This window comes from Nonomuraea sp. NPDC050404 (assembly GCF_040655495.1).
In the GTDB taxonomy this organism is placed as follows: Bacteria; Actinomycetota; Actinomycetes; order Streptosporangiales; family Streptosporangiaceae; genus Nonomuraea.
In genome coordinates this window covers 1-15,289 of the sequence record NZ_JBFAKB010000016.1, presented here as the reverse complement: position 1 = coordinate 15,289, position 15,289 = coordinate 1, and the positions used below count along the sequence as shown (strand labels likewise).

Here is a 15,289-nt window from a genome sequence, read left to right as displayed (position 1 = left end):
CGTACCGCCCTCGAAGGCCGTACCATTCCCGGAAGCCGCACCGGCGGCCGTACCACCGGAAGCCACTCCGGCAGCAGGCGCCCCAGCGGCCACACCAGGCTCGGAGGGCGCGAGCAGGTCAGCCGCGGGCGAGCCCGCGGCACGCTGGGCAGCGGTGCTCTGCACCGGCTGCACCTCGGCCACCGACGGCGCCGTCTGCGCCGCCGCGACCGTCTTCGGACCGGAAGCCGGCTCCTCGGGCAGCTCCGGCGGAGGACCCGCGGGGCGGCTTGCGGAGCGGCGACGCGCGGTCACCTCGGGCTGTTCAATTGTCTCCCCGTCAGGGCCAGTGGCCCCGGCGTTGGGCTCGTTGTCGAGCATGCGGGCGCTCTCCCGTCAGCTCCCGGGCGCGTCGCCGCGCCGCGCAGGAGCCCTCGTGTCTCGTTGTCCGCCGGCGCTCTCGGGAAGAGAGCTCCGACGCCAAGTCCTGTCAGCGGTCGTGCCCGGCTCATGCTGGGCGCGTCAACCGGCGACGTGCTCACCCGCCGGTCCCGCCTCGCCGCCGCGCGTGGTGTCGCGGTCCAGGTCGAGCGGGTCGGCAAGCGCACCGGTACTCGCGTCAAGCGGCCCCTGCGCCAGCCTGGTCACCTCGGGGGGAACCGGCGGCGCGAAGTCGGCCACAAGGCGCAGCCCTGTGAGCACATCGTCGGGTCGAACGGCAGGCGTAAGGTGCCGAACAACCATGCGCAGTATGACACACGGTCCTCCATGCACCTGAGCTGCGGTTCTTTCTGTTCCCTCGGACACCATCAGCCCCAGGACGGCCTGCCGCGCGTCGAAGCGGCGCAGACCCTTCTTGGTCAGGCGCTCGACCTCCACCGTGCCTGCCGCGAGGAACTTCTCCACCGCCACCTCGGCGAGCTCGCGATCGGCACCGGAAAGCCGTGCCTCCCAAGCGGAGGCCTCCAAGCGGTCGGCCAGCCCTCCCGGCCCCGCCTCCACAACGTCGAGCACATCGAGCCCAGACGGCAACGACGCGTCCAGGTCCTGTCTGACCTGGGCGGGGTCGCACGGCGCGGTAACACCGATCTCGAGGTATTCGGCTTCGCTGGCGACGCCGGTCGGCGCCGCGCCCGCGTAGGAGATCTTCGGGTGGGGCGAGAAGCCCGCGCTGAAAGCCACGGGAATGCCGGCACGGCGGACCGCTCTCTCAACGGCCCGCTGGATGTCGCGGTGGCTTGTGAAGCGCAGGCGGCCGCGCTTAGCGTAACGCACACGCAGGCGTTGCACCGTGGGCGCGGGCGGAGGCCCTTCGGGAACAGGTTTCAGAGCTTGTCGTCCTTCCCTTGTAAGAGTTCTTTCGTCTCAGGATAAGCCGCCGAGGCGCATGTACGTGTACGCCGTGACACGGCTCGCCCACAGAGCGCGCTAGACCACCGTAAGAGGAAGGAGTTTTCGCCCCGTAGGCCCTATCTGAATTTCGGTGCCCATGGTCGGGCAGACGCCACAGTCGTAACACGGAGTCCAGCGGCAGTCCTCGACCTCGGCGCCGGAGACGGCCTCCTGCCAGTCCTGCCACAACCATTCGCGGTCGAGGCCGGCGTCGAGGTGATCCCACGGAAGGACCTCGTTCTCCTCCCGCTCCCGCGTGGTGTACCAGTCGACGTCGACGCCCGCCTTCTCGGCGCAGGACATCCAGCGCTCGTAGGAGAAGTGCTCGCTCCACCCGTCGAAGCGGCCGCCATCCTCCCAGACGGCCCTGATCACGGCGCCGACCCTGCGGTCGCCCCGCGACAGCAGGCCCTCCACGATGGACGGCTTGCCGTCGTGGTAGCGGATACCGATGGCCCGCCCGTAGTTCTTGTCGCCTCTGAGCGAGTCGCGCAGCTCCTTGAGCCGCCTGTCGACGGTCTCGTGGTCGGCCTGGGCAGCCCACTGGAACGGCGTGTGCGGCTTGGGCACGAAGCCGCCGATGGAGACCGTACAGCGGATGTCGCGGCTACCGGTCGCCTCGCGGCCCGCCTTGATGACCTTCTTGGCCAGGTCGGCGATGCCGAGCACGTCTTCGTCTTCCTCGGTGGGCAGCCCGCACATGAAGTAGAGCTTGACCTGCCGCCACCCCTGCGAGTAGGCCGTGGTGACCGTGCGGATCAGGTCTTCCTCGGTGACCATCTTGTTGATGACCTTGCGCATGCGCTCCGAGCCACCCTCGGGGGCGAACGTCAGGCCCGAGCGCCTGCCGTTTCTGGAGAACTCGTTGGCCAGGTCGATGTTGAAGGCGTCGACCCTGGTCGAGGGCAGCGACAGCGAGGTGTTGGTGCCCTCGTAGCGGTCGGCCAGCCCCTTGGCGACCTCGCCGATCTCGGAGTGGTCGGCGGATGACAACGACAGCAGGCCGACCTCGTTGAAGCCGGACTCCTTGACGCCGTTCTCCACCATCGCGCCGATCGTGGTGATGGAACGCTCGCGCACCGGACGCGTGATCATGCCCGCCTGGCAGAACCGGCACCCGCGCGTGCAGCCGCGGAAGATCTCCACGCTGAACCGCTCGTGCACCGTCTCGGCCAGCGGCACCAGCGGCTTCTTCGGATAGGGCCACTCGTCGAGGTCCATCACGGTGTGCTTGTGCACCCGCCAGGGCACGTCGGTCCGGTTGGGCGCCACCCGCTTGATGCGGCCGTCGGGGTGGTAGTCGACGTCGTAGAACTTGGGCACGTAGACCCCGCCGGACTCGGCGAGCCGCATCAGCAGCTCGTCACGGCCGCCGGGGCTGCCCTCGCCCTTCCACTCCCTGATGACCTCGGAGATGGCGATGGAGATCTGCTCCCCGTCGCCGAGCACGGCGGCGTCGAGGAAGTCGGCGACGGGCTCGGGGTTGAAGGCCGCGTGGCCGCCCGCGAGCACGATCGGGTCGTCGTCGCCGCGGTCCACGGCCAGCAGCGGAATGCCGGCCAGGTCGAGCGCGGTCAGCATGTTGGTGTAGCCGAGCTCGGTGGAGAACGACAGTCCGAGCACGTCGAAGGCGCGCACCGGCCGGTGCGCGTCAACGGTGAACTGCGGGACGCCCTCGGCCCGCATGAGCTTCTCAAGGTCGGGCCAGACCGCGTAGGTGCGCTCGGCCAGTGTGCGGGGAAGCTCGTTGAGGATCTCGTAGAGGATCGCCACGCCCTGGTTGGGCAGGCCGACCTCGTACGCGTCCGGGTACATCAGCGCCCAGCGCACATCGGCCTCGTCCCAGTCCTTGACGGTCGAGTTGAGCTCACCCCCGACATACTGGATGGGCTTCTGCACCTTGGGCAGCAGCGCTTCCAGGCGGGGGAAAATCGACTCGACAGTCATACCGCCAAGCGTAGCGGGGGTCAGACGGTGGCAGGTCCGGGGATGTCAATGTCATTTCCGCTCAGCACCAGGAGGTGGTGGCCCTCGTAGCAGGTCAGCTCGACGCCGATGACGCCGCTCCGGAGGTTGTGAACGGCGACGACATGATTCGCGGGCAGCAGAAAGCGCCCTTCGCACTCATCGCAGTAGGCCAGGAACATACCCTCAATTAAACGACTGTCTCCGCACCTTGATGGCCTGGAGAAGCCCAATCGCAATCAGATTCGCGAACGTGGCGGTACCGCCATACGACACGAAGGGCAGCGGCAGCCCGGTGATCGGCATGATGCCGATCGTCATCCCCACATTGATGAACGTCTGGAACGCGAACCAGCACACGATCATGCCCGCCACCAGCGTCCCGAACCGGTCCTCGCACTGCCTGGCGATCTTCAGCCCGCGCAGCAGCACCACCCCGAGCAGCAGCACCACCGTGACCGACCCGAGGAACCCGAACTCCTCCCCCGCCACGGTGAAGATGAAGTCGGTGTGCTGCTCCGGCACGAACCGCCCGGTCGTCTGCCCGCCGCCGAGCAGCCCCTTCCCGACGAGCTGCCCCGAGCCGATCGCGATCATCGACTGCGTGCTGTTGTAGCCCACCCCACGCGGATCCACGCTCGGGTCGACGAACGCCGTGAACCGCGCCACCTGGTACGGCTCCAGCATCTGGAAGTAGAACACCGCGAAGATCCCGGCCCCCGCGACCAGCGTCAGCACCCCGATCCACCGCTTGCGCACCCCCGCGATGATCAGCCCGGCGGCCGTGATCACCGCCAGCACCAGCGCCGTGCCCAGGTCCGGTTGGAGCATCACCAGCCCCAGCGTGACCACCGCGGCGATCAGTGCCAGCGTCACGTCCAGCCCGCGCGGCCGATCACTGCCCTCGGCAGGCTGGGCCAGCAACATCGCGGTGATCAGCAGCAGCCCTACCTTGGCGAACTCGGACGGCTGCACCGCGAACCCACCGCCGAGCAGGATCCACGAGTGCGACCCGTTGATCGTCGCGCCCAGCGGCGTGATCACCAGCACCAGCCCGACCACGGACAGCAGGAACACCAAGGGCGCGTACGCCCGCATCGCCCGATGGTCCACCATGGCCACCAGTCCGCACAGCACCACACCGATGCACTCGTTGAGCAGGTGCTTCTTCACCAGCCCCGTCGCGCCCGGCGCCCAGGTCCTGGTGGAGGACCACACGAGCAGCGTGCCGATCACGCACAGCCCGGCCACGGCGACCAGCATCACCCCGTCGAGCCGCCGCACCGTCGAGTCCTCGCGAGCCATCCGCCGCAAGAACGAGGGCCGCCGCACCACCACCGTCCGCGCGCTCACCTCACCCCACCCGCCCCAACACCCGAACGCCCGCCCGTCCCACAACCCCCGCCCGCGAACCCACCCGCGCACCCACATCCCCTGGCCACCGTAAGATCCGCAAGCCGCCGTGCGCCCAAAGACCGATGCGTCCCCTGGCAGCCGTGACCGTTGCTCATCCTCCGGCCACCATTCCGTCAGGGGAGAACAGCGGGAGCCGGGTCGTCAGCCGTCCCCCGGGCACCGCGGCCGACTTGCGCTTGATGCCGTAGATCCCCTCGTAGATCTCCCGCACGGCCGGCGCGGCCGTCTGCGCGCCCATCCCGCCCTGGGAGACCATCGCGACCACCACGTACTGCGGATTCTTCGTCGGCGCGAACGACGCGAACCACGAGGTGTCCTTCTTGCCCCAAACTTCGGCCGTCCCGGTCTTGCCGCCCACCCGCACCTTGTTCATCGGGAACCCGGCGAACGCCCCGGCCGCGGTGCCGTCGGCGGCCACCTGGCTCAGCGCGTTCTTGATGTAGAGGCGCTCCTTCTCGCTGAGCGGCAGCTTGCCCACCACCGGCACCGGGATCGTCCTGACCACCTTGCCGTCGGGCCGCACCTGCGCCCACCCGATGCGCGGGCTGCGCAGCTTGCCGTCGCTCACCAGCGCCATGTAAGCCCTGGCCAGCTGTATCGGCGTGACCAGCACGTCACCCTGCCCGATGGAGAAGTTGGCCGAGTCACCCGGCCGCAGCAGGAACCCCTCGGTGCAGTTCTCCAGCGCCAGCCGCTTGAGGAACGTGGCGCGCGCCTGGTCCTTCACCTCCGGATACCCCTTGCGCGAACGCTCGCAGTTGACCGCGCTGGTGTGGTTCCACAGGTCCTTCTTCCAGGCCCGGTCGGGGATGCGGCCCGCGGACTCGCCGGGCAGGTCGAGGCCGGTCGGGCTGCCGAACCCGAAGGACCTGGCCATGTTGGCGAACACCTCTTTCGGCTTGCGCTTCGGATGCCGCCCGCCGTCCTTGAGGTACTGCTCGTAGGCGGCCCGGTAGAAGATCGTGTCGCAGGACTTGACCAGCGCCGTGTGCAGGCTGAGCGTGCCCAGCGCAATGCCGCGGAAGTTGTTGAAGGACCGCCCGCCCACCCCGTACGAGCCGGGGCAGGAGTACGAGCCGTTCAGCGGGTATCCCGCGCGCAACATCGCCGACACCGAGGAGACCTTGAACGTGGACCCCGGCGCGAACTGCCCGTTGATCGCCCGCGACACGAGCGGCTTGCCGGACTTGTCCGACAGCAGCCATTGGTAGCCGCGCGCCGAGATCCCGCCCGCCCAGATCTCCGGGTCGTAGCCGGGCGCGCTGGCCAGCGCCACCACCCGTCCCGTACGCGCGTCTAGCACCACGGCGGCCCCGCCGTCGGCCCCCGGCGCGGACTTCATCGCCTTCCCGAGCGCCTTCTCCGTCACGGCCTGCACGCGCGAGTCGATGCTGGTCACCAGGTGGTCGCCGGCCACGGGCGTGATCTGCTCCTCCAGGCCCAGCGCCTTACCCATCCGGTCGACCTGCACCCTGCGCAGCCCGGCCTTGCCCCGCAGCGCGTCGTCGTAGACGTATTCGAGACCGTCGCGCCCCGCCAGGTCCACCCCGGAGAAGCTGGCCTTCAGCCCTTCCCGCTTCTCCAGTTCGGCCTCGGTGACCGGCTGCAGGTAGCCGAGCATCTGCGCCCCGGCCCTGCCCCCCGGATACTGCCTGACGGCGTGGATCTCCGCGCTGATCCCGGGGAACTCCTCCTGCCGCTCCAGGATCTGCAGCGCCTCGCGGGTGTCCACCTTCTCGTCCAGCGGAACCGGCTGGTACGGCGACCCCGTCCAGCACGGCTTGCCCACGCCGGGCCCGCAGGGCGTGATGCGCTGCTGCAGGTCCGCGACCGGCTTTCCGAGCACCTCCGACAACTTGCGCAGCACCTTGACGCCGCCGTCCTTCATCCTGGACAGCCGGGTCCTGTCCACGGAGACGACCAGCGCGGTCTTGTTGCGCACCAGTGGCCGCCCCGAGGAGTCGAGGATCTGCCCGCGCACGGCCGGCACGATCACGGCCCGCGTCCTGGTCTCGGTGGCCCGGGTGACGAACTCCTGCCCGCGTACGACCTGCACCTGCCACAGCCGCACGGCCAGCACGACGAGCAGCGTCAGCACCAGCACGTGCAACACCAGCAGCCGGCCCCGCATCCTGATCATGTCACGAACCTCGCCTGTCTGCCGCGCGTGGTCAGCCAGATCACGACGGGGGAGATCAGCAGCGTGTAGACGATGGTGACGGGCACCCGCTCGGTCAGCGTGGTCATCGTCACCCGCGGATCGGAGATCAGCCCGCCCACGGCCGCCGCCAGCAGCGGAGCCATCAGCACGCACAACACGATGGTCGTGGCCGGCCCGCCCGCGCCCCGTCCCGCGACGTAGCCGACCAGCGCCAGCACGAACGCGTACTGGCCCACCAGGTGCGCCGACGGCGGTATGACGTCGACCAGCAGCCCGGCGAAGAACCCGAGCACGGCCCCGGCCGCGGGCCCCCGGGCCAGCGAGGCTCCGATGACGGCGAGCAGCACCAGGTCGGGCGTGCCGCCGGCGGGCAGCGGCACCCGGTTGACGAGCATCACCTGCGCCAGCAGCGCCAGGACCACGGAAACACCCCCGATCACCGCGAACCCTCCTTGGGAGGCAGCACCGCGTCACGTGGATCCCGCTTGGGCGCCCCCACCACCACGCCGATCACGTCGAGCGCCGTCAGATCCGCGTACGGCCTGGCGTAGGCGATGCGCGTCAGCTCCCCCGGCGTGGACTCCACCCGCTCGATGACCCCGATCGGCACCCCCGGCACGTACGGCGTGGCGTGCTGCGAGCCGAAGCTCACGATCCGCCCGCCCCTGCTCAGCGGCGCGGTGGAGTCGAGCAGCCGGAACTGCACGAGCCGCCCGTTCTCCCCCACCCCGTGCACGACGCCGATCTCCTTGCCGGCCTCCAGCCGCGCCCCCGCGGCCGAGGCGGGGTCGCTGATCAGCACCACCGTCGAAGTAGTTGAGGAGGCGCGCAGCACCCGCCCCACCAGCCCGTCGCTGTTGAGCACGGTCATCTCCGGCCGCACTCCGTCACTGGTGCCGACGTCGATCTGTACGGCGTCCTCGAAGCCGGGCTGGCCGCGCCTGGCGACCACGTTGCCGGGGACCACCTTGTATCCGCCGGACCCGGCCAAGCCGATCAGCCCGGCGAGCTCTTTGGAACGTTCCGCGTTGAGTTTGCCCGTCAGCAGGCCCGACCGCAGCTTGGCGTTCTCCTCCTTGAGCGCCTCGATGCGGTCCATGGCGCCCGGCGCGGTCAGGATCGCGTGCACGAACGCGCCCACGGGACGCACCACCCCGCCGCTCAGCTGCTCCGCCGTGCCGAACACGTAGGATCCGGCCGCTCGCAGCGGGCGCAAGGGTGAGCTGTCGCCGGTGCGGTGGTCAACGGTCAGGATGACCAGGGCCACCGCCAGCAGCACTCCCAGGATCAGCCGGGCACGGCGCGAGTCTCTCATCAGTGCCGCGACTCCGGCACCAGGACCTGCTGGAGGGCCTCGAACTCCTCGGCGCACTTGCCGGAACCGATGGCCACCGAGTCGAGGGCGTTGTCGACCAGGTGCACGGGCATGCCCGTCTCGGCCTTGACCCGTTCGTCGAGCCCTTTGAGCAGGGCGCCGCCGCCGGTGAGCGCGATGCCGCGATCCATGATGTCGCCGGCCAGCTCGGGCGGGCACTTGTCGAGCGTGGTCTTGACCGCGTCGACGATCGCGTTGACCGGCTCCTCGGTGGCCTTCCTGATCTCCTCGCTGGACACGATGATGGTCTTGGGCAGCCCGCTGACCAGGTCGCGCCCGCGGACCTCCGCGTGCGACTCCTCGCCGTCGGGGCAGGCCGAGCCGATGGCTATCTTGATCTCCTCGGCGGTGCGCTCGCCCAGCATCAGCGAGTATTCCTTCTTGGCGAAGGTGATCACCGCCTGGTCGAGCTCGTCTCCGCCGATCCTGATCGACTGGCTCGTGACCACTCCGCCCATCGAGATGATCGCCACCTCGGTGGTGCCGCCGCCGATGTCGACCACCATGTTGCCCGTCGGCTCGTGCACCGGCAGCCCGGCGCCGATGGCGGCGGCCATGGGCTCCTCGACGATGTAGACCTTCCTGGCCCCCGCCTGGTAGCCGGCCTCTTTCACCGCCCGCTGCTCGACGCTGGTGATGCCGCTCGGCACCGCGATGATGATGCGCGGCTTGGCGAAGTGTCTGCGTCTGTGGACGCGCTGGATGAAATATCGCAACATCCGCTCGGTGACGTCGAAGTCCGCGATCACACCGTCCTTGAGCGGACGGATCGCGATGATGTTGCCAGGTGTGCGGCCGATCATTCGTTTGGCCTCTATGCCGACCGCCACGATCTTGCCGATCGCCGTGTTGATCGCTACGACTGACGGCTCGTTGAGCACGATGCCCCGGCCACGCACGTAAACGAGCGTGTTGGCGGTGCCCAGGTCGACCGCCATGTCGCGGCCAAGGAACGCGAGCTTGCTGCCCATGGGGAACGGAGCCCTCCGTAATGTCGTGCGCGAATGACTACGGATCGAATTCGAATCGTAACGTGACGTACCCACCGATGGGCTCAATGAGCCATCGCGCCCGTCAAAAATCTCCAGCCCCTACAACAACCGCAATTTTGCCCGGATTGCACCACAACATCCGACCGGCCGCTGGAACGCTCCAACAACCAACTGCGAGGAACCCTACGGTAAGGCTCCGACAAAATCTCGCCCACTCGCCCAACGATCCAGCGGGACGAAAACACGTGTGCCCGCGCGGCCTGGAGGCTGCGCGGGCACACGGAGGAACGGGATCGGCTAGAACCGGTCCGGGAAGAAGATCTTGATCTCCCTGGCGGCGGACTCGGGCGAGTCGGAGCCGTGCACGACGTTCTCGGAGATCTCCAGGGCGTGGTCGCCGCGGATCGTGCCGGGGGCGGACTTGACCGGGTCGGTGAGGCCGGCCAGCGCGCGGAAGGCCTCGACGGCACGCGGCCCCTCAAGCACCATCGCGACCAGCGGCCCCGAGGTGATGAACTCGACGAGCTCACCGAAGAACGGGCGCTCGGAGTGCTCGGCGTAGTGCGTCTTGGCGGTGTCGGCGTCGAGAGTGCGCAGGTCCATCGCCACGACCTTGAGGCCCTTGCGCTCCACACGGGCGATCACGTCACCGATGAGGCCGCGCTTAACCCCGTCGGGCTTGATCAGGACAAGAGTGCGCTCGGACACTTGATGTTCTCCTTCGAACAGAATGGGGTCGCGGCGTCAGGCGCCAGCCTGGCCGCTGGGACGCGCATCACGCGTCGCCATGGCAGGGCCCTCAGCTTACCGCCCCCACCCGCGCCCTCGTTTCCGTCGAACGAAGCACTCGTGGGACTCCACAAAGCCCTACAAAGCCTCACAAAGCGCCCGCCGCAACGGGGTCCGCGGCAGCCTCCGCGAGGAGTCCTCACGAGAACATCCGCGATTGGCGGTGCCCAGGTCGACCGCCATGTCGCGGAGCCAACGTGGCCCGCGAGCGGAGCCTACGAGGCGGCGCCATCCTCCGGTGAGTGCCCCTGAAGCGGCACCACCCGCGCAGGACCATCGGCCCCCCGCTCACCGTCCTCCCCCTCACAAGCGCCCTCGGCCTGGTCGAATGCGCCCTTGGCGGAAACGGGGAGCACGATCCGCGGAACGACCCCGGTCTCCGGCTCCTCATCGGCCTCCGTGCCGGACGCCGGCACGAGCAGCACGTCCGCGTGAACAGGCATGCCCGCACAGGGAACGTGCGGCGGTACGGGCTCACTCTCCGAGCGCCCCGCACCGGAACGCCGCGCCATCACCGACGCCAGCACGATGACCGTCACCACGAGGAACCCGCCGATCAACGCCCACCAGTGCAGCGCCCCCACGAAGCTGTCCACGAGCTCCTGAGCCGACCGCACCCCGTCCAGCATCGCCATCTGCACCCCCGTGCCGAGCAGGAAGCCCGTCAGCACGCCCGTACAGCCCAGTGAGAGCCCGAACGCCGCCGCGCCGATCCCCACCTCCTGCAGCGCCGCCGTCAGCGCCACCGCCGCGCCCATCGCCAGCAGGCTGAACGGCACCGCCAGCACCATCCCGTCGGCCGACGGCACCACCAGCCGCACCGAGCAGAGCCCGACCACCATGGCCAGCAACCCCAGGGGCGCCAGCCACCGCCCGGCCGCCCGCGCGAACAGCCGCACCACCACCGAGGCAGCGATCGCCAGGAGCCCGGCGACCCCGTAAGGCACCCACAGCCCCCGCAGCCCGGGCCCGCCGAGCCCGCCCATCTCCACCAGCGTGACCTGCGCGGCGCTCGGCAGCAGCACCACACCGACCGCCACCATCGAGTACGCGAGCGTACGGCTCCGCCCGGCCCCGATGGAGGCCAATATGAGTAGCCCCAGTACCGCCACCACCGCCAGCAGGATCACCGGCCCGGCCCGCCAGCCCTCGGTCGCCGTGCTGATCGCCGCGACCGCGATGGCGGCGGCGGGCACGGCGGCCAGCAGCAGCCGCCCGCGCTCCCGCAGGTCGGGGACGGGTGCGGCGGGCCGCCCCAGCAGCATCCACGCGACCAGGTGCACCGCGGCCAGACCGAGCGCCACACCCGAGATCAGCGGGTACGGCTGCAGCGTGACCCGCCAGCTGCTCACCTCGTCGAGCGGCCACAGCGCCAGCGCCTGCGCCGCGAGCAGGCTGAGGCTGAACATGCCCACCCACAGGGCACGCAGAACCGGCGTACGGTCCCAGACGGCCGCCAGCGTGAGGACCAGGACGAATCCGGAGCCAACGCCACGCAACACGCGCACCACGCCGACGACCAGCTCGGAGGCCGTATATCCGCCCGCCGCGTCGGACAGCGCCACCAGCGCCAGCCCGCCGACCAGCAGGTGAGCGGCCGGGATCCGCCGGGAGAGCGCGGCCGCGAGCGGGACCGCCAGCATCAGCGCGGGCAGGGCGAGCCCGTGCGTGCGCATGAGCCCGGCCTGGTCGAGGTCCTCGGGCAGCAGCCCGGAGACGACGGAGAGCGTGTTGGGGATCGCGACGACCGCCAGGGGCAGCGCGGCCACGACGAGCAGCCCGAGCAACGTGTCGAGCAACCATGAATGTCTGAGGCGCGCCTGATGTGGCGGCCGCTGGATCGGGGGGACGGCCATGTTGGCCGACTTTAGCGGGTAGTAGCGCCCTCGATACGGCGAGCGACCATAATCGCAGTAATCCACAACGCCGCGAAGATCGCGCCCAGGAAGAACATGGTCGGCACGAGGAAGCCCGTACAGATCGCCAGCACCTGCACGATGCTGCCCGCGATGTACCCGAAGGGCCGCTTGAGCAGGCCCGCGACGATGACGCACAACACCGCCAGGCCGATGCCCGCCGTCACGGCCAGCGGCGGATCGACCCCGCCGACGCCGATCGCCACCGGCGTAACCAGCCCGGCCACGATGGCCTCCATGCCGAGCACGGTGGAGCCGAGCCTGCGCATTCCCGGAGTGACCTCGAACCTCATCGCGGATCTTCCGCCTTCAGCAGCAGCCGCGCGTCCCCGGCCGTGACCACGGACCCGGTGATCAGCACGCCCGTGCCGCTGAACTCGCCCTCGGCATCGGCCATCCCGATCGCCCGGTCGATGGCGTCGTCGAGCCGCTCGACGACGTGCACGCGCTCCTCACCGAAGAGCGGCTCGGCCAGGGCCGCCAGCTCACCGGCGGGCATGCACCTGGGCGAGGAGTTCTGCGTCACGACGATCTCCTCAAGGATCGGCTCCAGCAGCTCCAGCAGCGCCACGACGTCCTTGTCCCGCATGACCCCGACCACGCCGATCACCTTGGCGAAGTCGAACGCCTCGTGCAGTCCTTCCAGGGTCGCCCGCATGCCGCCCGGGTTGTGCGCGGCGTCGATCACCACCGTCGGGGTGCGCCGCACCACCTCCATGCGGCCGGGTGAGGATGCCTGCGCGAACGCCTGGCGTACGAGCTCGACGTCGAGTGGCTCCTCGCCCCCGGTCAGCGCCTCCACGGCGGCCAGCGCGCAGGCGGCGTTGCTCGCCTGGTGAGCGCCGTACAGAGGCAGGTAGACCTCCTCGTAGACGCCCTTGAGGCCGCGCACCGTGAGGAGTTGCCCGCCGATCGCCACCTCGCGGCTCAGCACGCCGAACTCCAGCCCCTCACGCGCCACGACCACGTCGGACTCGGCCGCGCGCCGCATCAGCACCTCGGCGGCGGCCAGCTCCTGCTGCGCGAAGATCGCGGTCGCGCCGGGCTTGATGATGCCCGCCTTCTCGGCGGCGATGCTGGGGATGTCGGGCCCGAGCCGGTCGGTGTGGTCGAGCGAGATGGGCGTGATGACCGACACGGTGCCGTCCGCCACGTTCGTCGCGTCCCACGAACCGCCCATGCCGGCCTCGACGACCGCGACGTCGACCGGGGTGTCGGCGAACGCGGCGAACGCCATCGCCGTCAGCAGCTCGAAGAACTGGATGCGCCGGCCCTGGGTGTCGGTCAGGTCGACGTAGGGGATGACCTCCTCGTAGACCTCGGCGAACCGCTCCTCGCTCAGGGGCTCCCCGTCCACGGTGATGCGCTCGCGCATCGACACCAGATGAGGGCTGGTGAACCGCCCCACCCGCAGGTTGCGCTCCCGCAACAACGCCTCGGTCAACCGCGCCGTACTGGTCTTGCCGTTGGTGCCGGCGATGTGTATGACCGGGTACGCCCGCTGCGGCGAGCCGAGCAGGTCAAGAAGGGCCGCGATCCGATCGAGCGTCGGCTCGAAATCCCACTCGACGCCACGATCCATGATCGCGCGTTCAACCGCACGATAATCCACCCTTCAACCCTACTGACCGCCGGCAGCGGTCCGTACGTGGGGCGAACATATTGCGGACCATATAGAAAAATAGAGGGTACTCACCGCGACAGCCCCGGTGCCACCTTGGAAAACAGCCCGCCCTACCCCCCAGCGGGCCGCTCAAGAGGAGGCCATCGTGAAAGGCGAGAACACTCGCGACGAAAAGCCAGCCGGCATCAGCAGGAAGACGCTGTTCAAAGCGGCACTCATAGCGACACCCGTACCGTTGCTGATCGGCCAGGTCCCGGCCCTCGCGCGGCACACGGCCGCGAGTGGCGGCCCGCTCACCCCCACCCCTTACTGCGACGACGGCGACGACCCCACGCCCCCGCAGACGGAAGGCCCGTACTTCAAGCCGAACTCACCCCAGCGCGCGGTACTGCCCGGCACGGGCACCGCCCTGACGGTCAGCGGGTACGTCTTCGGCCTGGCCTGCCAGCCGCTGGCCAACGTGCTGCTGGACTTCTGGCAGGCCGACAGGAACGGCGCCTACGACAACATCACCTACAACTTCCGTGGCCACCAGTACACCAACGCGCAGGGCGCCTTCAAACTCACCACCATCGTCCCCGGCCTCTACCCGGGCCGCACGAGGCACATCCACGTCAAGGCCCAGGCTCCCGGCAGGCCGGTCCTGACGACGCAGCTCTACTTCCCCGGCGAACCACGCAACAACACCGACGCCATTTTCGACCCCCGCCTCCTCATGACCGTCCGCACCGTGGGATCGGCCAGGGAGGCCACGTTCGACTTCGTGCTCAACGTCCCGGGCGACCGGCCCACGGACCCACCGACAAGTCCGCCTCCGGGCGGCGGCACCTGGCGGGTTGGGGTGACCTACCAGGCGGGTGACCAGGTGACATACGGCGGCGCGGCCTATCGGTGTCTGCAGGGACACCTGTCACAGGCAGGCTGGGAACCACCCGGCGTGCCGGCCCTGTGGCGACGCGCCTGACCGCATCCGGTCCCCGAACGCAAGAGAGGGCCGCCCCGGCTGCTGGGGGCGGCCCTCGTTCGCGCAGAAAGAAGGCGCCCCGAGGCGCCCCCAGCATCGAAGCCCTGTCGCCCAGCAGCGCGTGTCCAGCACCGAAGCCCTGCTTTTATGAGTAGGAAAGCCTCAGCCCCGAGCAACTGCCACTACCTCCGTGAACAAGCCCGGTTCCCGGCATGCTCCAAGGCCCTGACAGTCGGCTGGAAATGCAACCTACCCACAGCCCTGCCAGCCGACCATCCGGCCGGACCCGCAGTCGAGGCCGGCAGGCACCGGAAAGCCCGCACAACGAGAAAAGGGCCCCGACGCGTTGGCGTCGGGGCCCTTTCTATAAAGATTGTCCGGCGGTGACCTACTCTCCCACACCCTCCCGAGTGCAGTACCATCGGCGCAGAGAAGCTTAACTTCCGGGTTCGGAATGTAACCGGGTGTTTCCTTCCCGCCATAACCGCCGTAACTCTGGGAAACATACAAGCAATGCTTGTTGTCTCAGAATTGCGTAGTGGACGCGAGCAAGAAGTACCTTGATGTGGCGCAGCTCCGGACCCGGCGAAGAGTAACAGAGCGCAGCACACACCAAGCACAATGCTTTGTGGTCAAGTCCTCGGCCTATTAGTACCGGTCAGCTCCACACGTTACCGTGCTTCCACCTCCGGCCTATCAACCCGGTCGTCTACCGG

The 15,289-nt window shown here is 69.2% G+C and carries 13 protein-coding genes and 2 rRNA genes; 1 reads left to right on the top strand and 14 read right to left on the bottom strand.

Going from position 1 to position 15,289, the window contains the following annotated elements; genetic code table 11:
* Nucleotides 1-501: 501 nt before the first annotated feature.
* From AB0I81_RS37275 to AB0I81_RS37220, 12 genes are all read right to left on the bottom strand, one after another.
* Nucleotides 502-1,254 carry a TIGR03936 family radical SAM-associated protein gene (locus AB0I81_RS37275; protein ID WP_360666908.1) on the bottom strand — a complete coding sequence of 251 codons (753 nt, stop codon included), beginning with the start codon at nt 1,252-1,254 and terminating at the stop codon, nt 502-504.
* Nucleotides 1,255-1,407: 153 nt separating this feature from the next.
* The gene (locus AB0I81_RS37270) at nt 1,408-3,318 is read right to left on the bottom strand and encodes a TIGR03960 family B12-binding radical SAM protein (RefSeq protein WP_360666905.1); all 1,911 of its coding nucleotides are present in this window, start codon (nt 3,316-3,318) and stop codon (nt 1,408-1,410) included.
* Between the two features lie 20 nt (nt 3,319-3,338).
* The gene (locus tag AB0I81_RS37265; protein WP_360666902.1) at nt 3,339-3,518 is read right to left on the bottom strand and encodes a hypothetical protein; all 180 of its coding nucleotides are present in this window, start codon (nt 3,516-3,518) and stop codon (nt 3,339-3,341) included.
* Nucleotides 3,519-3,522: 4 nt separating this feature from the next.
* Nucleotides 3,523-4,689: a rod shape-determining protein RodA gene (gene rodA, locus AB0I81_RS37260; RefSeq protein WP_360666899.1), complete on the bottom strand. Its 1,167-nt coding sequence runs from the start codon at nt 4,687-4,689 to the stop codon at nt 3,523-3,525.
* A 154-nt stretch (nt 4,690-4,843) separates the two neighbouring features.
* Nucleotides 4,844-6,892 carry a penicillin-binding protein 2 gene (gene mrdA, locus AB0I81_RS37255; protein ID WP_360666896.1) on the bottom strand — a complete coding sequence of 683 codons (2,049 nt, stop codon included), beginning with the start codon at nt 6,890-6,892 and terminating at the stop codon, nt 4,844-4,846.
* A complete protein-coding gene (gene mreD, locus AB0I81_RS37250; protein ID WP_360666893.1) occupies nt 6,889-7,353 on the bottom strand; it encodes a rod shape-determining protein MreD in 465 nt (154 codons plus the stop codon). Before mreD ends, mrdA begins: the two co-directional genes overlap by 4 nt.
* The gene (gene mreC / locus AB0I81_RS37245) at nt 7,350-8,228 is read right to left on the bottom strand and encodes a rod shape-determining protein MreC (protein ID WP_360666890.1); all 879 of its coding nucleotides are present in this window, start codon (nt 8,226-8,228) and stop codon (nt 7,350-7,352) included. Before mreC ends, mreD begins: the two co-directional genes overlap by 4 nt.
* Complete coding sequence (locus tag AB0I81_RS37240) at nt 8,228-9,259, bottom strand: rod shape-determining protein (RefSeq protein WP_360666888.1); 1,032 nt, start codon at nt 9,257-9,259, stop codon at nt 8,228-8,230. The genes mreC and AB0I81_RS37240 overlap by 1 nt, the downstream gene beginning before the upstream one ends.
* A gap of 318 nt (nt 9,260-9,577) precedes the next feature.
* Nucleotides 9,578-9,988: a nucleoside-diphosphate kinase gene (ndk, locus tag AB0I81_RS37235; protein ID WP_360666885.1), complete on the bottom strand. Its 411-nt coding sequence runs from the start codon at nt 9,986-9,988 to the stop codon at nt 9,578-9,580.
* 296 nt (nt 9,989-10,284) lie between these two features.
* Entirely contained in the window at nt 10,285-11,868 is a 1,584-nt protein-coding gene (locus tag AB0I81_RS37230; protein ID WP_360666882.1) for a hypothetical protein, read from the bottom strand.
* A 68-nt stretch (nt 11,869-11,936) separates the two neighbouring features.
* Nucleotides 11,937-12,278, bottom strand: a complete 342-nt coding sequence (locus AB0I81_RS37225) for a DUF4233 domain-containing protein (RefSeq protein ID WP_360666879.1) — start codon at nt 12,276-12,278, stop codon at nt 11,937-11,939.
* Nucleotides 12,275-13,567, bottom strand: coding sequence for a folylpolyglutamate synthase/dihydrofolate synthase family protein (locus AB0I81_RS37220; protein WP_360667571.1), 1,293 nt, complete (start codon nt 13,565-13,567; stop codon nt 12,275-12,277). The genes AB0I81_RS37225 and AB0I81_RS37220 overlap by 4 nt, the downstream gene beginning before the upstream one ends.
* Before the next feature lie 187 nt (nt 13,568-13,754).
* On the opposite strand from AB0I81_RS37220, the gene AB0I81_RS37215 reads away from it, so the two are divergent.
* Complete coding sequence (locus AB0I81_RS37215; RefSeq protein WP_360666876.1) at nt 13,755-14,573, top strand: carbohydrate-binding protein; 819 nt, start codon at nt 13,755-13,757, stop codon at nt 14,571-14,573.
* Nucleotides 14,574-14,948: 375 nt separating this feature from the next.
* Here AB0I81_RS37215 and rrf read toward each other — a convergent pair.
* Both rrf and AB0I81_RS37205 read right to left on the bottom strand, forming a co-directional pair.
* A 5S ribosomal RNA gene (gene rrf, locus AB0I81_RS37210) occupies nt 14,949-15,065 on the bottom strand.
* A 136-nt stretch (nt 15,066-15,201) separates the two neighbouring features.
* Nucleotides 15,202-15,289 (bottom strand): 23S ribosomal RNA (locus tag AB0I81_RS37205); the annotation flags it as partial.